This is a genomic window from Pontibacter burrus (assembly GCF_010686685.1).
GTDB lineage: Bacteria > Bacteroidota > Bacteroidia > Cytophagales > Hymenobacteraceae > Pontibacter > Pontibacter burrus.
In genome coordinates this window covers 528765-549208 of sequence record NZ_JAAGWD010000002.1, presented here as the reverse complement: position 1 = coordinate 549208, position 20444 = coordinate 528765, and the positions used below count along the sequence as shown (strand labels likewise).

17 protein-coding genes are annotated in these 20444 nt (G+C 46.4%); 10 read left to right on the top strand and 7 right to left on the bottom strand.

Annotated features, from left to right (window positions below):
* Nucleotides 1-58: 58 nt before the first annotated feature.
* Nucleotides 59-2689, top strand: a complete 2631-nt coding sequence (gene cphA / locus GXP69_RS07040) for a cyanophycin synthetase (protein WP_163913789.1) — start codon at nt 59-61, stop codon at nt 2687-2689.
* 508 nt (nt 2690-3197) lie between these two features.
* Entirely contained in the window at nt 3198-4151 is a 954-nt protein-coding gene (locus GXP69_RS07035; RefSeq protein ID WP_163913787.1) for an isoaspartyl peptidase/L-asparaginase family protein, read from the top strand.
* 341 nt (nt 4152-4492) lie between these two features.
* On the opposite strand, the gene GXP69_RS07030 is transcribed toward GXP69_RS07035, so the two are convergent.
* The gene (locus GXP69_RS07030; protein ID WP_163913785.1) at nt 4493-5011 is read right to left on the bottom strand and encodes an HdeD family acid-resistance protein; all 519 of its coding nucleotides are present in this window, start codon (nt 5009-5011) and stop codon (nt 4493-4495) included.
* Nucleotides 5012-5272: 261 nt separating this feature from the next.
* Between GXP69_RS07030 and GXP69_RS07025 the strand changes: the two genes are divergently transcribed.
* From GXP69_RS07025 to GXP69_RS07015, 3 genes are read left to right on the top strand one after another with little or no spacing between them, the layout of a single operon-like run.
* Nucleotides 5273-6157 (top strand): cyanophycinase, encoded by an 885-nt coding sequence (locus tag GXP69_RS07025; protein ID WP_163913784.1) that lies wholly within the window; start codon nt 5273-5275, stop codon nt 6155-6157.
* Nucleotides 6158-7228, top strand: coding sequence for an AI-2E family transporter (locus GXP69_RS07020; RefSeq protein ID WP_163913782.1), 1071 nt, complete (start codon nt 6158-6160; stop codon nt 7226-7228).
* 25 nt (nt 7229-7253) lie between these two features.
* The gene (locus tag GXP69_RS07015; protein ID WP_163913780.1) at nt 7254-9866 is read left to right on the top strand and encodes a phosphatidylglycerol lysyltransferase domain-containing protein; all 2613 of its coding nucleotides are present in this window, start codon (nt 7254-7256) and stop codon (nt 9864-9866) included.
* On the opposite strand, the gene GXP69_RS07010 is transcribed toward GXP69_RS07015, so the two are convergent.
* The 4 genes from GXP69_RS07010 to GXP69_RS06995 form a co-directional block, all read right to left on the bottom strand.
* Nucleotides 9863-10519, bottom strand: a complete 657-nt coding sequence (locus GXP69_RS07010; protein ID WP_163913778.1) for a DUF998 domain-containing protein — start codon at nt 10517-10519, stop codon at nt 9863-9865. The genes GXP69_RS07015 and GXP69_RS07010 overlap by 4 nt on opposite strands.
* A 223-nt stretch (nt 10520-10742) precedes the next feature.
* Nucleotides 10743-11411 (bottom strand): ankyrin repeat domain-containing protein, encoded by a 669-nt coding sequence (locus GXP69_RS07005; protein ID WP_163913776.1) that lies wholly within the window; start codon nt 11409-11411, stop codon nt 10743-10745.
* 12 nt (nt 11412-11423) lie between these two features.
* Entirely contained in the window at nt 11424-12785 is a 1362-nt protein-coding gene (locus tag GXP69_RS07000; RefSeq protein WP_317164571.1) for an amidohydrolase family protein, read from the bottom strand.
* Nucleotides 12786-12846: 61 nt separating this feature from the next.
* Nucleotides 12847-13623 (bottom strand): helix-turn-helix domain-containing protein, encoded by a 777-nt coding sequence (locus GXP69_RS06995; RefSeq protein WP_235925582.1) that lies wholly within the window; start codon nt 13621-13623, stop codon nt 12847-12849.
* Nucleotides 13624-14278: 655 nt separating this feature from the next.
* Here GXP69_RS06995 and GXP69_RS06990 point away from each other — a divergent pair.
* The 4 genes from GXP69_RS06990 to GXP69_RS06980 are packed head-to-tail and all read left to right on the top strand — an operon-like array spanning nt 14279 to nt 16437.
* A complete protein-coding gene (locus GXP69_RS06990) occupies nt 14279-15094 on the top strand; it encodes an SDR family NAD(P)-dependent oxidoreductase (protein WP_163913772.1) in 816 nt (271 codons plus the stop codon).
* Nucleotides 15095-15128: 34 nt separating this feature from the next.
* Nucleotides 15129-15896 carry an alpha/beta fold hydrolase gene (locus GXP69_RS06985; RefSeq protein ID WP_163913770.1) on the top strand — a complete coding sequence of 256 codons (768 nt, stop codon included), beginning with the start codon at nt 15129-15131 and terminating at the stop codon, nt 15894-15896.
* A gap of 36 nt (nt 15897-15932) precedes the next feature.
* Nucleotides 15933-16064: a hypothetical protein gene (locus tag GXP69_RS19165; protein WP_262887409.1), complete on the top strand. Its 132-nt coding sequence runs from the start codon at nt 15933-15935 to the stop codon at nt 16062-16064.
* Nucleotides 16042-16437 carry a cupin domain-containing protein gene (locus GXP69_RS06980; RefSeq protein WP_204281940.1) on the top strand — a complete coding sequence of 132 codons (396 nt, stop codon included), beginning with the start codon at nt 16042-16044 and terminating at the stop codon, nt 16435-16437. Before GXP69_RS19165 ends, GXP69_RS06980 begins: the two co-directional genes overlap by 23 nt.
* 559 nt (nt 16438-16996) lie before the next feature.
* Here GXP69_RS06980 and GXP69_RS06975 read toward each other — a convergent pair.
* The gene (locus GXP69_RS06975) at nt 16997-18040 is read right to left on the bottom strand and encodes a carboxypeptidase-like regulatory domain-containing protein (protein ID WP_163913767.1); all 1044 of its coding nucleotides are present in this window, start codon (nt 18038-18040) and stop codon (nt 16997-16999) included.
* A gap of 417 nt (nt 18041-18457) precedes the next feature.
* Between GXP69_RS06975 and GXP69_RS06970 the strand changes: the two genes are divergently transcribed.
* Nucleotides 18458-18916, top strand: a complete 459-nt coding sequence (locus GXP69_RS06970; RefSeq protein ID WP_163913765.1) for a carcinine hydrolase/isopenicillin-N N-acyltransferase family protein — start codon at nt 18458-18460, stop codon at nt 18914-18916.
* A gap of 102 nt (nt 18917-19018) precedes the next feature.
* Here GXP69_RS06970 and GXP69_RS06965 read toward each other — a convergent pair whose 3' ends face one another.
* The gene (locus GXP69_RS06965; RefSeq protein ID WP_163913763.1) at nt 19019-20437 is read right to left on the bottom strand and encodes a RagB/SusD family nutrient uptake outer membrane protein; all 1419 of its coding nucleotides are present in this window, start codon (nt 20435-20437) and stop codon (nt 19019-19021) included.
* Nucleotides 20438-20444 lie beyond the last annotated feature (7 nt).

The window sequence follows — 20444 nt, the reverse complement described above, 5'->3', positions numbered from 1 at the left end:
TTTTGCTTTAAGTAATTACCTAATACCAAGTTTACAATAGGTACCCATTCCCGGTTTTATGAAGATCCTCGAACTGAAAATAATGCGTGGGCCAAATTACTGGTCCATCAAGCATCCCAAGATTATAGTGCTTAAACTCGACCTGGAAGATTTGCAGGATGTAGAGACAAACCAGCTTACAAACTTCTCACAAAAGATTCAGAAACTGTTCCCGGGAATGTACAAGCACCGCTCTCAAAAGGGTACACAAGGAGGCTTTTTACGGTTAGTTGAAGAAGGAACAACACTCAGCAAGGTGGTACAACATATTGCGCTCGAGCTGCAAACTATAGCCGGTATGGACAGTGGTTACGGCAGGCGTTATGCCACTTCTCAGCCTGGTGTAGATACAGTTATATTCTCGTACCAGGAAGAACGTGCAGGGATGTATGCTGCCGAAGCTGCGGTGCGCATTACAGAAGCGCTGGCCAGGGGCCAGAAAGTAAGCATCATCCAGGATGTGGCAAAACTACACCAGATCAGGGAAGACGAATACTTTGGCCCGACCACAGAAGCCATTGTAAGGGAAGCCGTAAACCGCAACATCCCTTATATCCAGAACAGGCAAACCAGTCACATCCATCTGGGTTATGGCATTTACCAGAAGCGCATACAGGCTGCCCTAAGCAGCAACACCTCATTTTTTGCTGTCGAGAATGCCGGAGATAAAAACCTGACCAAAAGGATTCTAGAAGAAGCAGGCATACCTGTACCAAAAGGCAGAACTGTGTTTAATCATCGGGAACTGGAAGATGCCATCGACGAGCTGGACTACCCAATCGTAACCAAACCCTTGGACAGTAACCAGGGCAAAGGAGCAAGCATCAACATACAAACCTGGAAAGAGGCAACCCGGGGTTTTGCCGAAGCACAGCGCTACTCCCAGGCAGTGATGGTAGAGCAGTTTATACAGGGCGAAGATTACCGTTTACTTGTGATTAACGGCAAGTTTATAGCCGCGGCCCGCCGCACCCCAGCCATGGTAACCGGAGATGGCAGCTCAACTATAAGGCAACTGATAAACAAAGTTAACAAAGACCCACGCAGGGGTGTCGGGCACGAAAAAGAACTCACCCACATAAAGGTAGACCGCATTACCCGCGGCATATTAAGGGAAAAGGACATGACCCTGCAAACTGTTCTTCCGAAAGGCGAAATCCTGTACTTAAAGAAAACAGCAAATCTGAGCACTGGCGGTACAGCCACCGATGTAACAGATATAGTTGACCCTTATAATGTGCTGATGGCAGAGCGTATTGCGGGCATTATTGGCCTCGATATCTGCGGTATTGATGTAATGACCAATGACATTGCCATACCGTTACCCGATACCAGGGGCGCCGTAATAGAAGTCAATGCGGCACCTGGCCTGAGAATGCACATCGCTCCTACTGAAGGGCTACGCAGAAATGTGACCGAACCGATCATAGACATGCTTTTCCCGTATGGTTCGCCCTCACGTATTCCTATAGTTGCCATAACCGGTACAAACGGCAAAACCACTACCTCGCGGCTCATATCGCATATCCTGAACTTTAAAGGTTATAAAGTTGGCTTTACTACAACAGACGGAATCTATATACAAGGCAAAAAGATCATTAAAGGCGATACGACGGGCTCGTTTAGCAGCGAGTTTGTGCTGACAGACCCTACTGTAAACTATGCCGTGCTGGAAGTTGCCCGCGGGGGAATGTTACGTTCTGGTCTGGCCTTCAGGCAATGCGACATCGGGATCGTAACCAACGTATCTGAAGACCACCTGGGGCTGGGCGACATTAATACGGTAGAAGAGATGGCGCGGGTGAAAGCTGTGGTTCCTAAAACTGTATGCCCTGAGGGATATGCCATTTTAAATGCCGATGATGACCTGGTATTTGACATGGCAAGCGGCCTGAACTGCAAGGTTGCTTTTTTTAGTTTACAGGAACATAATCCACGTATAACAGAGCACATTTCAAAAGGCGGATTGGCTGCAGTTTATGAAGAGGGCTTTGTTTCCATCTTCAAAAACACCTACAAAATCCGTGTCGATCGGGTAGCCGACATACCAGTTACCTTCGGTGGCAAAGCCAAGTTCAATATCTATAATGTGCTTGCCGCAACGTTGGCTGCTTATGTGTCGCATCTGGAACTGAACGAGATAAAAACGGCTCTGCGTACCTTCATTCCTTCCGCCGAAACCATGCCGGGCCGCATGAACCTGTTTAAGCTGCCTAAAGTAGAGGTACTGATTGATTATGCCCACAACATTGCCAGTATGCTGGCCATCGGAGACTTTATCCGGAACATAGAAGCGCCCACCAAGATCGGCATCATTGCAGGTGTTGGCGACAGGCGGGACCAGGACATGATAGAAGTAGGCAAGATCGCAGCAGAAATCTTTGACGAGATCATCATCAGGCAGGATAAAGACCTGCGGGGTCGCAAAGGCAGCGAAATCAACGACTTGTTGAAACAAGGTATATTTGCCGTAAAACCCAACCTGGAACCTATCGAGATCAAGCAGGAGTCCAGCGCACTGGCCTATGCCATTGAGTATGCCCCGCAAAATGCCTTTATCACACTTTTTTCAGAGAACATTCAGGAAGCAGTAAAACTAGTTGAGAATTTCAGGATTATCCAGCACAGGGAATTAAACGCTGATAAGTAACGGATGGCATCTGAAGTCTATAGTTTCTGACAGATTATTTTGGTGACAACTATAGGTTGACCCGGGGGCTGCAAAGTACTAATCAATAATCTGGCTTCAGAAATGCACCATGCATAGTGCACTACTACTTTTCTGATACGCAGACGAAACAGGTATTAAATTCCCACACCAGAAAAGACTTATAGTTGTCCATCCACTTTCTTATAGTGGTCTGCAAAGGAAAATTAGGGAAAGTATGATTTGCTGCCAGGGAACCCCGGATTGATTGGAAATTCATTTCAAATTATAGGTAAGGCAGCAGCCTTAACAAACCAGTAGCATTGCCGGAAGGTTGGCAATGAACATGAAAAACCAATACCAAGGCTGCCCTCTAAAATAGACTGAAAGGGGTAGCAGCAGACACTTAACTTTAACCAACTTATTGCGTTTTCCGGTGCAGATACGCTATGCTGTCCTGAAGCATTGCACAGGATTGCTAAATCATCATTAACAAACGAACAGATTTTTTATGGCCAAGAAGAAACCAATTGCAATTGTAGTACATGGAGGTGCAGGACCAGATTCAGACCATATAAAAGAAAATAAGCAAGGCTACCAGAAAGGCTTGCAGGACGCAGTTGATGCCGGGTACAAGCTATTGGAAGAAGGCGGGTCGGCAGTAAATGCTGTGGAAACTGCCGTTAAGACACTGGAAGACAATCCGCTTTTTAATGCCGGCAGAGGGTCGGCTCTGAATGCAAACGGCGAAGTGGAAATGGATGCCGCCATCATGCGCGGTGAAGATCAGGCTTCAGGTGCGGTAGCACTGATCAGAAACATCCGCAATCCTATTTCGCTAGCTAAAGCCGTGATGCTGAATACAAAATATAGATTTTTGGGAGATATGGGCGCACTCGAATATGCTAAAAAGATAGACATTCGTATGGAGCCATCTTCTTATTTTATTACTGAACATCAGTACGATGCTTTCTCAAAAAAGCGTGAAGAAGAATTTACCAGCAGCGACCGTATTGGGCTGGATGAGCTAAATGCCCGCATGCATGGTACTGTTGGAGCAGTTGCCTTAGATCAGGATGGTAATGTAGCAGCAGCAACCTCTACGGGTGGCGTTGAAAACAAAAAAATGGGACGCATTGGCGATAGCTGCATCATTGGCGTAGGTTGTTATGCCAAAAATAAAACCTGTGCTATATCAGGTACTGGCGATGGTGAGCTATTAATGAAGAATATTGTCGCCTATGATGTATCTGCCTTAATGGAATACAAAGATATGCCGCTGCAGAAAGCCTGCGAAACAGTTGTTTTGGATCGGATAAACCCAGATCAAGGGGATGTTGGAGTGATTGGGGTTGATACGCAGGGGAATATCGCGCTGGTATTTAATAGCGAACGAATGCACAGGGGTTGGAAAACAAACACCAAGCAGCAGGGAATAGAGATCTATCAAAAGAAACAAAAGTAAACTATAGCCTCTTGTATTAAATTTAGATTGAGGTTATTCAGAGCTAATCTATTTATTGAAAATTGGTTGATGTCTCTATCAGCGTTCGTTCTAAGGGATGTTGAATATCAACCAACTATAGACGAACCAAAATCCCTGTAATTTTCTAATTGCAGGGGTTCACTTATTCTTATAGTATTATCAGCAGAGAAGAAGAGATCTCAACCATACTCAGTTGAAGAGCTTTTCTTAATACCTTCAGTTGTCTTACATCTCGAAGATTGACTATCAGGTAAAAAGCTGCAGTTGATTTTGCAACCGTTTATAAAAGTTCGAGTCTCAGCTGTTAATGCTTTGTTACCTCAATGCGAAAACTGGTAGGGGCCTTCTCCTGCCGAAGGAGAAGCGATCTTTCTCAACCGGAACGAATACACAAGGCTCATGATGCCTATCAGGAACGCCTCAATGCCTAATACATAGGTTAAAGCTACCGCACCGGCGAACGGACTCCAAATCAGGAACATACCCAGTACTATCGCCAACACTCCCATTAGCAGCATAAGTCCCCAGGTAGAAGAATGTACTTTACGTACAGAGAAAAAAGCGATTATCTGAAGCATACCTGTAAAGATGGCCCAAAAGCCGGTTAGGATAGCAAAAACCATCACTGTCTGCAACGGAAAAAACAGCAGTACCGCCCCTAATACCATATCAAAAAGCCCCACAGCCAGAATCCATCCCCATTGACTCTTATCCTTATTAGAAAATGCGGTCACCATCCATAAAACACCCACAATGGCCAGTAGCAACCCAATGTAGAATGCCAGACCAATGATGACACTGATTGGATACACAAAGGCCAGAATCCCCAGAATAATCATTGCGACACCTTTTAAGCTCAGTAGCCACCAGTGTCTATAAAAAACATGTTCCATCTACCAGAAAATAACAGTTGCTATAGTTTATTAAAATCATCGAAAAGCCTGGAAATTCTGCAGGCAACGGGAAATCAGTAAAGCTGCGATGGGCAGTCTCACTCTTTATTTTTACTCCAGAAACATTGTTTAGTTTATCTTTTAACCGTATTAAATACAAACAGCAACAACTTTCTCCTGTGCAGTTTTGGCTTTAGTAAACTCATTATGCATACTCCAAAAGGTTTAATCATCGCCATTGGTGGAAACGTGGATAAGGGCACTTATCCAATGCCTACTCTACCTAACCTGAGAAGGAAGATCAACTTCTTTCAGCAGGGTATTCTGGAGAGAATCCATTTGGAGCTTTACGGCACCGAATCCAGGCTGGAAGTAGTGACCTCGGCCTCGCTTATACCTGCGGAGATGGGCGCTGCCTACGTCCAGGCTTTTCACCTGCTCGATAGTCACAATGTAGGGGTGATGCACATCCAGACGCGGGAGGAGGCAGACAGGCCGGAAAACCTGGAGCGCCTGCGCCAGGCCCATGGTGTTTTGTTTACGGGTGGCGATCAGAGCAGAATAGCAGCAGCCTTTCTACAGACACAGGCGCTCTCTATACTTCAGGAGCGCTATCAGCAGGAAGAAAAATTCCTGATCTCTGGAACTAGTGCAGGGGCCATGGCACTGTGCAGCATCATGATCCAAAGGGCCGAGCACCGGCGCATCCTGGCAAAAGGAACGGTACGACTAGCTGAAGGCCTCGCTTTGCTACCCAACATGCTTATTGATACCCATTTTATCAACCGTCGTCGCATGCCACGCCTTATGGAATCGATCGCGGCTTACCCTGACCGGATCGGTATCGGGTTGGGTGAAGATACGGGTGTGCTGATCAGAAATGGGAATATGATTGAAACCATCGGCTCTGGCCTGGTCATCCTTATGGATGGACGGCATCTGTATGAAAACAACTTCCCTGCCATCCCTAATGGCGAGGCGCTGTGCCTGGAACACCTGCTCCTGCACGTGCTGCCCAAAGGAAAAAGCTTTATGGTACGCTCTGGCAGGTTTCTGAAAGAACAGCACGGAACAAACTTTCGAATTTCATAAATGCTGGAAAAAAAGCCCCCTTCTCTGCCCTTAGTCTTCTACGCCAAGCTGGCCTTGGTGCTCGTGGGCATTTATGTATTTGTCGCTATCCTCTCCATTACGCAGGCTATACTGGTGCCTTTCCTTTTTGGGGTGATTATTTCCATCGTCCTCCACCCGATCGTTAACTGGTTGGTCCAAAGAAGGATCAGCAGAGGCTTGGCCATCCTGATCACGCTGGCACCCGTTATTTTGCTCACAGGCATAATCCTGTTCTTTATCACCACACAGGCAGGGCTGCTGAGCAGCCTTTTCCCGAAAATTCTGCTCAAAATGCAGGTATTACTTCACCAGTTGCTTTTGTGGATTTCGGGTTTGTTTCATACAAACGCACTACAGGTAACCAAGTGGGCGACAGAGACCGAAGACCGCCTCATCCTCAGCACCAGCGCGTCCATCGGCCAGATTTTTATTACTCTTAGTTATACGTTGGAAAAAACCCTACTGGCATGCATCTATATCGTGCTCCTCCTTTTCTACGAGCCGCTGATTGTCACCTTTCTCTACAAACTTTTCGAGAGAAGAACAAAAGCGATGGCGGAGATTTTTACAGAAACCAGAGCCCTAGTCCAAAAGTATCTGACGGGGCTGGTACTAGAGGCTGCCATCGTGGCTTCAATGTATGCGGTAGGGCTCTACCTGATCGGGATAGAATTTGCTTTACTTCTTGGCGTTATCGCTGCCTTTCTCAATGTGATCCCCTACATTGGCGGGGCGGTTGCACTTTCACTCATGCTCATGGTTACCTTCATCACCAAAGACACCATGACTTCTTCCCTGCTGGTCCTGGCGCTTGCGGTCCTGATTCACTTCATCGACAACACCTTTATCATACCCAAGCTGGTCGCCTCCAAGGTGCAAATTAACGCCCTGGTTGCCATCACGGTAGTTCTTGCCGGGCATGCCCTCTGGGGTATTGCCGGCATGATCCTGTCTATACCCTTGACAGGCATCATTAAACTTTTCTTCGATCGAATCGACGTTCTCAAGCCCTGGGGGCTGCTGCTGGGCAACCGAAAAGAGCAGGCATAATGTATTTAGGAACAGGATATGAAGTATGAACAACATTTCGGAGCTTAAATCCAAGGGGATAGCCTTACTTCCCCGCCTGCTGCACAACCTGTATTTCTGGCAGGGCTTGTTTGCTTTGTTTCTGCTGGCCATGGCCGTATACTTTGTGCAGCATGAGCAAATAGAACTGGTCTCGATACGACAGCAACTGCAGAAGGCCAAGACGCTCTACCTGCTCTTGGGGGGACTGCTTGTTTGCGGCCACATCCTGCTGCAGGGCGAGATGTACTTTCGCAGTTTCAGGGCATTGGGTAAAACCATACCCCGGTCTCAAACTATACTTTTGTTCCTGAAACGCAATTTGATCAGCGTGTTGTTGCCGGCCGGTGGCTTCTCCTCCCTCGCCTTTTTTTCCCGCCCGATCGAATCGGAGCAGGTAAATAAAACGCACGTTTACCTGGCTTCCTCGCTCTACGGTACCTGCGGCATGTTGTCGGTAATCATCATTGCGGTGCCGGCACTGGGCTTTGCCCTGTTGCGGGGCCAGCTACAGACGCCAGCAGTACTGGGTTTTGTCTTCCTGGTGTTACTGACAACGGCCATGGTCGCGGCGCTGGTTTCGTTCCTCCGGCAAGGCTGGGCTTACGGGCTGCTTCACAAAAGGCTGCCGCAATGGGCTACCATGCTTGACGAGATTACCAGGGAGCCCCTGGACCGAACGCAGTTATGGGCTGCTCTAGCGGCCTCTGTAGGAATTGAATGCATTGGCGTGTCGCATCTATACATCGCCATGCTGGCACTGGACTATCCCGCCTCCTGGCCGGCGGCTTTTATTGGCTATGTGGTCATGATGATCTTGCTGATTGCCTCGCCGGTGCTGCGGGGCCTGGGGGCCATCGAGGTTGCTTTGACCTTTATCTTAAACCAATATGGCTTGCCGGTCGTGGCCGCAGCCTCTGTTACCCTGCTTTTTCGCTTGTTCGATTTCTGGTTACTACTTCTGGCTGGTGTAGGTAGCTTTTTTATCCGGAAAGACAGCTTCCTGCTGCGGGTGTTTCCGGTCCTGCTGCTCTTTTTAACAGGCATCGTGAACATACTCTCAGTTATTGCGCCTGCCGTGCCGGCCCGTCTGCAGTTTGTCCAGGGGATCTTTCCGCACCAGGTTATTTCGGCTTCCAATGGGTTGGTGATGGTGGCCGGCATTATACTTTTGTTGCTGGCCGTATACTTGTTGCAGGGCTCCCGGCGTGCTTGGGTATTGGCGGTTGTACTGGTCTCGCTCTCCATCGTCGGGCACCTGACCAAAGCCATTGATTATGAAGAAGCATTGTTTGCTGCTTTTACCCTGATCAGCCTGCTTTATACTCGCTCAGCTTATATTTTAAGGTCGCACCCGCTCTACACCCGGTTGAGTATTCTGGTACTGGTTTACGGGCTGCTCCTGGTCCTGCTGTATGGGGTCATTGGTTTCTACTTCATGGATAAGGTGCATTTTGGCGTGGACTTCAGCCTCGACCTGTCGATGCGGCAAGTGCTGCGGCTCTTTTTTACCTTCGATAATGCCGGGATAAATCCCCTTACCCCTTTTGCCCACTGGTTTATTTTTTCACTCTACACGGCAGGGGCCGCGTACCTAGTATTTGTGCTCTATGGGTTGCTGCGCCCCTACTTTGAGCAGCCTTTTAACTCCGCCGAAGAGAAAGCCCTGGCCACCGAACTAACCGGCAAGTATGGCCACTCCTCCCTTAATTACTTTAAGACCTATCCCGACAAGCTTTTCTTCTTCACCCCGGACAAGCAGGCATTTGTCTCTTTTAAAGTATGGCAGCACGTGGCCATTGCCTTGGAAGACCCTGTAGCCGCTAATTCGGAGACTATAAAGGCGGCCATCCGGGCCTTTGACGAATACTGTACCGAAAACGGGTTTATCTCTGCTTATTACCGTGTACCCGAAGAAAACCTGCCGCTTTATACTTCGCTGGGCAAGAAAAGCTTTCCGATCGGAGAAGAAGCCATCGTGGACCTCCCTTCTTTCTCGCTGGAAGGAAGTAAAATGCATGCCAACCGGAACGCTGTGCGCAAACTCACCGCCGAGGGGTTTATCTTTAAAGTATACGATCCTCCTATTAAAGCGGGTCTGTTGCAAAAACTGGAACAGGTTTCCACGCTCTGGCTACAGGAAAAGGGAAAGGCGGAGCTGTCGTTTACAGAAGGGGTTTTTGATCCGGCTATTCTGATAAACCACCCAATCCTGACAATTGAAAAAGCAGATGAAAAAGTATACGCCTTCCTGGACGTGGTTCCTTCCGGCATACCGGGTATGGCCGTGTACGATCTGATCCGGCAACTACCCGACGCTCCCAACGGCATCCTGGATATGCTGCTCTGCCAGACCTTTTTATACTTTAAAGCCAAAGGGTTTGAAAAAGTGAATATGGGGCTTGCGCCGATGTCGGGCATTGATGGCAAGAACATTCCACAGAAGACGATCCGCTATGCCTATGAAAACCTGCGGGCTTTCGGGCATTTTAAAGGTCTCCGAAAGTATAAAGAGAAGTTCTCGCCCACCTGGGAGAAAAAATACCTTGTGTATGAAGACGATTACCAGTTGCTGCAGGTGCCTGTTGCCCTGAAAAAAGTGTCGGAAGCCTCTGTTTAGGTACTCCCTATCGAGGACATACGACCCACCTGCCTGTAGCTCAGCCAGGCCAGGTACATGAGGTACACAAAGAATACGCCCATGAAAAGCCGTTGCCACAGCCCCCGGTAATCGATCAAATTTAACTTTGTTGCACCGTAGAGCAAGAGGAAAATGCTGCCTGCCGCCAGCACCAGGATGGAAAGCACTTTTATACTTGGGTAATCCCGGTGCAAGGCATACCAGGCAACTACCGGCACAAAGTATAAACAAGCCTGTCCCACCATACCTGCCACCGCATGAATATGCCCCGGAACAGTAAGTTCTCCGTCGACAAAATCATAGGGAAACAGCCCGGAAATGGCCCCTTCTCCAATGCCATAGATCACGATCAGCCAGCACAGTAAGGTAATGCCCCGGTGGCTTTTCCCGAAAGCGGCTTCTACACCCAGGGAAAACAGGATAAACAAAAAGGTAAAGAAAATGCACCAGATGGTGATCCAATGGGCAATCGGACTACCGGTAATGCTCAGCAAGCTTTCGGACTGCTGCAGGGGATCATAGCCGGGGTAAAGCGTGGCTAACAGCGAGGTGACGGCAAAATCTCCGATGCAGGCGATGTAGCAGCTAATGACTCCTATGATTACGATTCGATTTTGTGCGGTTGTTTGCATGGTTGCCTCCTCCCTTGACCAGCTACACCTACCAGATTATAGTTCTTTAGTGATATCAGTAATAGAATCAGACGCAGGGATTGCAGCTTTTCCATCATTAATGCGCACCAGGGGTTTTTAATTCATACGTACGCACCTGGTTTAGGTATAGCCATGCATTTCATGAGCAAATATATCACTTCAAGAGCGATAGAATTACTTTCAGACTAAAACCGGAATGAACTTACTTAGCAGGTTTTTCCAGCATCTCCACAATACCTGTATAACCTCGGTTGCGGGCGTGCTGCAGTGCGGTTACTCCCTCATTATCCGGAATGTTAATGTCGCACCCTGCATCTACTAACGTTTTCACCACTTTAACATAAGTATCACTGCCATCACCCAGTACTACAGCTTCCATCAAGGCAGTCCAGCCCAGGCGGTTCACGTGATCGATAGGAAAATCCTTGGTGTTAACCAGCAATTTTACTACTTCCAGATGCCCTCTCTCACAGGCAGGAATAAGCGCAGTTCCGTTGTATCGGTTAAATACATCAAATCGGGCACCATTTTCCAGAAACAGCTTAACCAATTCGGTTTGCCCTGTCGCTCCCGCATACAGAAACGGGCTGTCTTTCATGATGTCCTGCTGATTCACACCCGCCCCATGCGCTACCAGCAGTTGTGCCATTTTCAGGTCCCTGTTCTGGGTGGCTAACAACAGCAGAGATCTTTTCTGAGCATCTATAGTATTCACATCGGCACCTCGTTCTAAAGCCGATTCTACCATTTGTGCTTCTCCTTTTATAACAGCTTTTATAATTGAGTTTTGAGCAACCGTAGTTTGCATAGTTGTTTCGGTGTTACAGGTGGTAAAAGTTAAGAGAAAATGAAATAGCAATAAGAAACGCATCTGAAACAGGGTTTAATACACAATTCTTCCTTTATGAATGAGTGATTTTACTGGTGAAATACGGGAAACAGCCTCCGCTGAGCAGCTGGCATCTACCAGCACTAGGTCCGCTGTGTCGCCAGCTTTCGGCCATTGTTGGTTACCTTTTTCATCCAGTGGCAATATGTTATGTGTGGCCAGTTTCAGGCACCGGGAAAGTTCCAGCTCGGTGGAGTAGCCATAGAGCTGTGCCATCAGATTCGCTTTTTGCAGCACGCTGCCAGTCCCGAAGGTGTCCCAATGGTCTACAATGGAGTCATTGCCGGTGCGTACGTCTACGCCATAGTTGTAAAGCGTCGGGATAGGCATGATCATGCTTCCAAAAGGTATAGTAGAGATGATACCAATGCGTGCATTCGCCAGCTTCTCAGCTATTTCTTCCTGTTTTGATTTGTCGAGCCGGGCAAGCACAAAAGCGTGGCTGATGAAAGTCTTACCTTTCAGGGCAGGGTTTTCATTTACCCGGTCAATGAGATAGTTCACGGTTTTGAGACCATTCTCTCCCCCCTCGTGCAGGTGTATGTCTATACCTTTGTGATGGTCTAAGGCCAGCTGCAACACAAAGTCCATGCTTTTTTCCATATCACCATCAATCGCTTGCGGGTCCAGGCCGCCGATAAAGTCGATGCCCATTTTAGCAGCCTCCTGCATCAGGTGCTGCGACCTGGAACGCAGGATACCGTGCTGAGGGAAAGCAACCAGCTCTGCAGCAAAGCTATCCTTCTTGTTTTCCAGAGCCTGCTGCAGGTTTTTCAGGGAGTCAAGCTTGGAAGTAGGCTCGATATTGACATGGCTTCTGGCAAAACTGGAGCCATGTGTTTGCAAAAGTTCGATAAGACTTTCGGCCCGCTCGGTAGAGGTGCTGAGCATAGCAGGAAGAATTTGCTGCTCGTAGGTAATCATGTCCCCCACAGTCCGGTTCTTTTTGCGACGTGCCTGCCAGGGACCGCCGTAGAAGGTTTTATCCAGGTGGATGTGCATGTCCTTAAAAGCAGGTAACAGAAGCAATCCTTTCGCATCGATGGCATTGGCGTTTGGATTATTAGGCTGGATAGCTTTTATTTTCCCATTGCTGATCTCAATTAGGAACAAGCCGGTTCTGGTGGCAATTACCTCACCTTCCTCATACTCAAAACCTGTTTCCAGCCGCACGTTCTTTAGCATAAAAGCATCACCGATAGCTGTTGACTTGTTATTATCGTTGCGCTCTGACTGGCTGCCAGCAAACAAACTACTGCAGGAAAGCATACTGCTGCCAGCAAGAAGGATGGATGAGTTTTTGATAAAGTCTTTACGTGTAATGCGTTGCAGGGCCATTTTATTTAATTTTGTCACAACAAAGGTAACTCACCTAAAACTTGCCCGGATGTACGATTTCTGTCAAAACTTGTGAATTTTATAACTTAGCCCGGAATGAACGCGGTGAGCTGCCGGTCTGGCGTTTAAAGAAGTTGGAGAAATAAGCCAGGTCGCTGAAACCAAGTTCGAACGCAATCTCCTTCACTGATAATTCGGTAGCACGGAGGAGACGTTTGGCTTCCAACATAACGCGGTTCTGAATGAGGTACATAGCCGATACCTGTAGGTGCCTCTTACAAAGTATGTTCAGGTAATTAGCTGAAATATGTAGTTTTTCCGCATAGAATGCCACAGTTTTTTGTTCCTGAAAGTACCTGTCTATCAGGTTATGATACTTAACAAGCGCAGGGGCAGCCCGGTACACGGAGAAGAGCTCATTCCTGCTTTCTGCCTCATGGCTAACTAGTTGAGCTATTATCTGGCTCCTTAGTTTGATTATAATCCAGTCGATTGGTTTTGAGTTTAGCTCGTCCCGCACAGCCTGAAACTCGTAGCGCAGCTTACGGAAAGCTTCAGAGGAAAGGCTGATAACAGGTTGCTTCTGGTAAAGCACAAAAGAAAGCTCCAGCGAAGAAGAAAAGATTTCAAAGACAGGCCGGCTAATCATGAGCTGATAAGCCAATGTATTTTGCCCGAGGCTCCAGCGATGCACTTGTCCGGGCAGCAACAGGTGCAACTGGCCACTCTCTACGGCATATTCTTCAAAGTCAATCGTGTGGGTGCCACTTCCCTCTTCGAACAAAAGCAGCATTAAAAAATCGTGTTTGTGAGGTTTATCAATATGCTGTTCCCCCTGCACTTGTATGTACTGCAAGCTTTGATTTGCTTGCAGCGCCGGCTGAAACTTCTCTATGCCAAGTATTGGAAAGTGACCTGTCATACTCACGATATAAGATATAAAAACCAGAAACACTTAAGCGGGGCTTCCACCTTCTTTCAGTTCTTTTCTGAAAGATAACAGTTATGTATCATTCCCGATGGACTTTACCTATAGTTAGGTAATGCCTATTACCCTATTCCGCCCTGGAATTTTCAAGGCATCTGAAAATCATAAATCGTTGAAGGAAAGGTAAGCTACTTATCTTAAGAGCCCTATCCTAAATAATCTATACAAGTACAAAGGTATTCGCATAAGCGCGGGGTATTAGAATGCTGCACAGTAGAAAACCACTTGAGCCATTTTTAAGATTATAGGTATGGTTATTTATCAAAATAACATTTAAACCGTTTTTATAGAAAGCCCAAAGGAAATTCCCTTACTCCTTTCGTTACTTAAACATGTTTAATAGAACAATCCCTCTGTTCGAAGCGCCTTCTACTATATGAGATTTCATCCAGTTAGCATCTTGTAATGTCCCATCTCGCAACTCACTCCTTAGTAAGCCTATCTCAAAGCGATTTTTAAGCCCTGTAACCTTTTACGATTACAGGTGTCTAACTAAAGAACACAGCAGTAAAAAAAATTGATTATGGACCTGAGAATAAGCGGCCGAACGGCAGTAGTAACAGGTGCCGACTCTGGTATAGGGCTGGCTACGGCTAAAATGCTGGTAGCTGAAGGCGTCAATATTATCCTGAGTGATAAGACAACTGAGGGGCTGGAAAAGGCTGCGGAGGAGGTTCGCGCCCAGGCTAAAGATGATGCAAAGGTAATGGCCATTACAGCAGACCTGACAAGGTTTGATGAAGTTCAGCAACTGGCTTATCAAGTTAAAGATGCATTTGGTGGTACGGACATCTTAGTGAACTGTGCCGGTATACGTGGCGCTGCCGGCGATTTCCTTACACTCAGCGACGAAGATTGGTATAATACCATCGACATTGATTTGATGGGAGCCGTCCGGGTATGCCGGGCTTTTATTCCACAGATGCAAGTAAAAGGCTGGGGCCGGATTGTGTTGATCGCATCTGAAAATGCTATGCAACCTTATGAAGAAGAAAGTCCTTACAATGCTTGCAAAGCCGGCATCATCAACCTGACCAAGTGTCTGTCCAAAGCTTATTCCCCGGAAGGCATCCTGATCAACTGTGTGTCGCCGGCTTACGTGGCTACTCCTATGACCGATGCCATGATGGAGGAGCTGGCAGAAAAAAGAAAAACTTCTGTGGACGAAGCCGTCACCTGGTTTTTGAAAAATAAGCGTGAGAACATTGTGGTTGACCGGCGAGGCAAAGCCAGTGAAGTAGCAGCTGTGATCGCGTTTCTATGCTCAGAGCACGCCAGCTATATTACCGGCAGCAATTACCGCGTAGATGGTGGTTCGGTAGCAACAGCTTTTGGTTAGAACAAGCTCTTATCACCTTCACAAACTATAGGTTATGGCAGATACAAATACAGTTCTGGAATGGAGAAACAAGGGAGATATACTGATATTCCTGCATTACTTCGGTGGATCGGTTCGGAGCTGGAAGTGGGTAACTGAAAAGCTCTCCGATACATACCGCTGCGTTGCCCTGAATTTTCCGGGGTTCGGAAACACGCCTGCGCTTCATCCGCCATCTATCAAAGGCTTTGCAGATTTTGTTCGGGAAGAGCTGGATAAGCTGGAACTTGAAAACTATAGTCTTATCGGACATTCTATGGGTTGTAAAATTGCTTTGCAGGCAGCAGCCGATGTACTAGAAGGAACAGTTCGGCAGCTGATCTTAGTTGCACCCTCCCCTCCCACTATAGAACCCATGCCTGAGAAAGAGAAAAAGCGCATGTTGCATCACCCCGACCGGCAAGAAGCCGAAACAAATGTAGCCAATGCCATAAAACGCCCCCTGACAAAAGAACAGCATGACGTGGCCATCGAAACGCAGCTCTCCACCGACCCAGCTACCTGGCGCTGGTGGCTGATGGAAGGGATGGCACACTCCATTGCCGAAAACCTGAAGGAACTACAGGTACCGATAACAGTACTCGCCTCTGAAGATGATCCGGTTATACTTGCCAGGGTAATACAGGAACAGGTAATGAACGTGCTAAAGCATGCAAAACTTATTACTACGAAAGAAGTCGGACACCTGAGCCCTTTGGAAGCTCCCGACTGGGTAGCAGAACAGATCAGAAAGATAATTTCCCAACAAAAGCATCAGGAATGAACACGGAAGATTAGATGATAGGACCAGCATTAAAGTTTGGTAAAAGTAGAGAACTATAAGCAACGAAACTATGGCAGCAAGCAAACACGCAGAGGAAAAGAAGCCCGCACTCTCCTACTGGCACGTCTGGACAGATGCGAATGGTGTGAGCCGGCAGACACACTGTGAGCTGACTGCCTTTGTTAAAGAAAGTGTGGGCGGCGGTGCAGATCCGCAATGGAACGATCATCTGCTAACTTCCGGTGCCAAGGTCCTGTTAACAGAGTTGCCTGTCGGTTGGGTAGGTAACTGGCACGAAAACCCCAAACCACAATGGATCATCCCATTGTCGGGACGCTGGTACGTGGAAACGATGGACGGTCAGCGGGTGGAAATGGGGGCGGGTGACTTATCTTTTGGGGGCGATCAAAACACAAAGAAAGACGACAAAGGCCGTAAAGGGCATTTATCGGGAACGGTAGGTGAACAGCCCGCAGTGTTGATGATCGTGCAGCTCACTGATGCCAAATGGAATGATGCGAAACCAGGCGACTTTTCCTGAACAACCATAGACAGCACATGTTTAGAACCAGCCGTCTGACACTCTTAAAAAGTATATTACTAATAGGTAGATACTCCTTGCTTCAGGTACCCGAATAAGCTTCTTAGGGATTAGGAAAAATTAAATAATTTAGAAAAAGGAATGAAACAAAAAAGCCCTTAAATCAGTAAATTAAGGGCTTTTTGATCTATTGGCAATATTATCTGCAGAGAGGAAGGGATTCGAACCCAGACCATTACCTACTAATTATCAATATAAAACATAAAAGCTTTTTCTTAGATCCCTAATTTGCACCCTCGCTTAAGCTTCAGAAATTTCTTTTGTAAAGGTAAGAATAACAAGTCGAAATTTCAATCATTAACTATTAACTACCAGCATGTTAGCTAATGCATATATAAGCATACCGACTATTGAAATATGCTTCGTACTTCATACAAAAGTACATTCCCTGAAACTCGCAGAGAAAGATCTCATTTAAATTAGTGGCATAATCCAGGATACAGGCTTCATATCCCAGCTTGTTTGCTGATAAAAACTCAACTATTCAGGCACTTCACAATTACTCATATAACAAGGAGACATACATGCCAATGCTTGTAGCATGAAGCTTTCTCCAGAGTGAAGTTTTAGCGTCCCTATAAAAAGTAATCTGATCTTTAGGTATTTTTGCAAAAGTCATTAAAGAGTTCCTGTTCAAGCTGTTTGCCTCGTTAATCCATTCCAGTGCTACAGCAAAATCCTGATCCAGTTTAATATTGTATTGCTCTAGATTGACCTTAATCCAGCCTGTGTGGTGTCGCGGTATCTTTACCACGATATCCCTGTCAAGCAGGCTTTCATGGGGTAGGTTGTTTCTAATGGAGTAGATGCGAAGTCTGATTGTCACTGCTAAATTCCCGGAACCATGTAAACCGAAATTAAAATCCTTCAGGTATACCGGGTACTTTTTTGTCCGAAAATTGTTGCCTATTTCCTGCCCAGTGACTCCGCTTAATAAAGTATCCAACGGCTCAAATTCGTGCCATGAAGAGGCCCCTTTGCTTATATTATAGCCAACCCTAACTTCTTTCCATTTCACAGAGCTTGCCTTAACTTCTACGGTCCCAAGTGCTACAGGCTTTGGAGAAAGGTAGAATGCTTTGTTATAGGAGTTTTGGTTAGAATCATAGATTTCCTTTTTAAATTCCCTACCTATGAGCTTCTTTACCGGAATCAAGAGATTGCTATAACCTATAGCTGAAAAATATAATGTATCCGTTAAATTTTGTGCCTTTAACGATAACTTAAACTTGCCTCTTCCATCTGCTGTAATGCCTGTGCTGCTGTTCTTTAAACCTACTGCTACAAAAGGTATACTTTGGCCATTTTCTGCACTTTTAACTGTTCCCTCTATTGAGTAAGTCTGTGCATACAACATGACACAGGGTAACATGAAGAGCAATGTTCCGATAAGTCTTTTTGGGACAATTGACAACATGGCCAAGAATGGTATGTGCTTTAGGTTAACTATTGCTATATAACTTAATACACCATAAAATATTATTCTTCCTTGATAGATACACCTGTATTCTTTAGACACTGCATTTCGTGATACCTGCGCCATTCTACTCATAACATGGCTCTCTCTATTTTACATTATTCAATTAATATATTCAGTTGACTTCAGAATTGAGCTCAGATCTTCAGGTATTATTAATTTATTCAAAAGTTGAGCTAAGTAGAGAAGACAACAGAAAAAATAACTACAAACACTTGCTAAGAGGAATCTGGAACAAGTTAAAATGGCAGGAAACTACAACTATATCTCTCGAAGTCTCACCTAATTTTGTAGCAGATAAGAAAACAGTTAAAGTTGGGGAGAAAGTAAATTCCTGACGCAGTACACTCAACCTTCATTAGTTTGTGCTAAAGCCCATCAGCTATGGTGGGCTTTTTCTATACACCTGGCTAAGCTTTAATACTACCGTATAGAATAGTAAAGTATATTATGTCTTGTGCTGGTTTTCTTGGTTTTGCTGGGATGAATAACGATGGGGTTGGCGTGGTCATAAACGCCTTAACCGACCTGCACAGCGAGCCGGAAGGCCTGCCGGTTGCCTTTGTAACGCGAGGGATCCTGAATCAGAATTCCGGGGAAAAGGCGCTGGATTTTGTTCAAAATGTAAAACACGCCACCGGCCAGAACTACCTGATCGGCACCAACAAGGAAGTGGTGAACCTGGAAGCATCCGCAACAACGGTCGTGCCTTTTTATCCTGTTGCCAGCAGGCAGGTTGTGTACCATACCAACCACGCACTGGCAAACCACGATGTAAAACCCTGGAAGCAGGAATATCACGCCCGCATCCTGGCAGGCACCACCCCGCATACCAACAGCCAGAAACGTTTTAATGCCCTCCAAGCACGCCTGGCAAGTACAAGACATGATACCGTAAACATTCAACATTTGAAATGCAGGCAAAGGAATGCCTTCCGGTAGCCCCCGCTACCATGAGCAGTAGGTGAACAACGGAGGCGTATACAACAAAGCATTCATAAAAAAGAAGGCCCTCTATAGAGGGCCTTCTTTTTTATGAAAATACTAATAACCGGGATTCTGCTTCAGGTTAGGATTAGCTTGAGTCTCTACCAGCGGTATAGGGAGGATCGTCTTATCGGATCCATACACTTGCAGCTTATTATTCCCGTTAGCAGGAATGTCCTTCTTATTTCTTAACAAATCAAACATCCCGTGCCCTTCAAATGCCAGCTCTCTTCTTCTTTCAAGAAGCACAGCTTCCAGAAGTTCGCTATTGTTTGAAAAGTCGGACGATTGAAAAGTGGAGGCATTCGCTCTAGTTCTGATTTCGTTCAGAAATGCTACCGCTGTTTCATTCACTGTTCCATTTGCTAACGATTGTTTGGCTAATGCTTCAGCTTTAGTTAACACAACTTCTGCATATCGGATAACCGGTACCCACTGCGAATTATCTGTGTACTTCAGTGTATAGGTTTTACCGTCCTCTTTCTTCGTTAATGTATAAACGCGAAGATCCGTACTGTTTGCTGGAAAAAGACTCAGGTAAGGATCAACTGAAATATCCCGACGTCTACCATAATGCTGTCCTAAAGCATGGTTCGTATTCGGGTTATCGTTAAGGTTATGGGCGACAGAGAAAATGGATTCCCAGGTTGTGTAATTCGAGAATACCGTTACTGGTGAGGAATTTAATTTATATCCCATCGCATCCACCTTTGTCGCCTGCTCCAAAGCTTTAACATTGTCCCCTTTGTAGAGGTATAAACGCATCAGCAGTGCTTCTGCAGCACCCTTGGTTGCCCGGGCAACATCTGAAAACATTACTCCGGTCCTGGTTGGCAGATTTTGTGCGGCAAACTGAAGGTCCTTCTCTATCTGTGCATAAACCTGGGCAACCGAGCTTCTGGCAAGCTGCGCCTCAGGTGTGAAAGCAGTTGAGGCATCAAACGCTTTGAGTGCTATTGGAATACCCAAATGTGACCCATCTGTTGTAAAGGTATAAGGCTGTGCAAACAGGTTCACTAAATACCAATGGTTTAATGCTCTCAAAAATTTCGCTTCAGCTTCATACTGTTTTGCTAAAACTTCAGTAGGAACCTTTGCCCGGTTTGCCTCCAATGCCTGTAAAAATAAATTTGTCGTGTAAATGGCCCGGTATCCTCCCGTCCAGGCATTGGTTACCGTACCATCACTTGATAAGGTATTGAATAAGCCAATGTTCCCAAAGTATGTAGCTGGGTCCGTATCTGCTCCCCGGATATCTGAATAAATCAGGGCACGCCCTCCCAGAAACTCTGCATTCTGAGTATCATCGTACATGCCGACAACAGCCTTTTCAATTCTCTGAGGTGTCGTAAATGCTGAATCGGGAGACAGGTTCTCAATCGGCTCCTTTTCAATTATGTCACATGAAGGTGCGGCAAAAGCCAGTGCGCCAAGCAGCAGTGATGTCGAAATCGTTTTTCTAACTGGTTTAATCATGATTGAA

Coding starts and splice junctions, on each gene's coding strand:
- cphA (WP_163913789.1), top strand. CDS start 59: ATGAAGATCCTCGAACTGAAAATAATGCGTGGGCCAAATTACTGGTCC.
- GXP69_RS07035 (WP_163913787.1), top strand. CDS start 3,198: ATGGCCAAGAAGAAACCAATTGCAATTGTAGTACATGGAGGTGCAGGA.
- GXP69_RS07030 (WP_163913785.1), bottom strand. CDS start 5,011: ATGATTATTCTGGGGATTCTGGCCTTTGTGTATCCAATCAGTGTCATC.
- GXP69_RS07025 (WP_163913784.1), top strand. CDS start 5,273: ATGCATACTCCAAAAGGTTTAATCATCGCCATTGGTGGAAACGTGGAT.
- GXP69_RS07020 (WP_163913782.1), top strand. CDS start 6,158: ATGCTGGAAAAAAAGCCCCCTTCTCTGCCCTTAGTCTTCTACGCCAAG.
- GXP69_RS07015 (WP_163913780.1), top strand. CDS start 7,254: ATGAACAACATTTCGGAGCTTAAATCCAAGGGGATAGCCTTACTTCCC.
- GXP69_RS07010 (WP_163913778.1), bottom strand. CDS start 10,519: ATGCAAACAACCGCACAAAATCGAATCGTAATCATAGGAGTCATTAGC.
- GXP69_RS07005 (WP_163913776.1), bottom strand. CDS start 11,411: ATGCGTTTCTTATTGCTATTTCATTTTCTCTTAACTTTTACCACCTGT.
- GXP69_RS06990 (WP_163913772.1), top strand. CDS start 14,279: ATGGACCTGAGAATAAGCGGCCGAACGGCAGTAGTAACAGGTGCCGAC.
- GXP69_RS06985 (WP_163913770.1), top strand. CDS start 15,129: ATGGCAGATACAAATACAGTTCTGGAATGGAGAAACAAGGGAGATATA.
- GXP69_RS06975 (WP_163913767.1), bottom strand. CDS start 18,040: ATGGCGCAGGTATCACGAAATGCAGTGTCTAAAGAATACAGGTGTATC.
- GXP69_RS06970 (WP_163913765.1), top strand. CDS start 18,458: ATGAATAACGATGGGGTTGGCGTGGTCATAAACGCCTTAACCGACCTG.
- GXP69_RS06965 (WP_163913763.1), bottom strand. CDS start 20,437: ATGATTAAACCAGTTAGAAAAACGATTTCGACATCACTGCTGCTTGGC.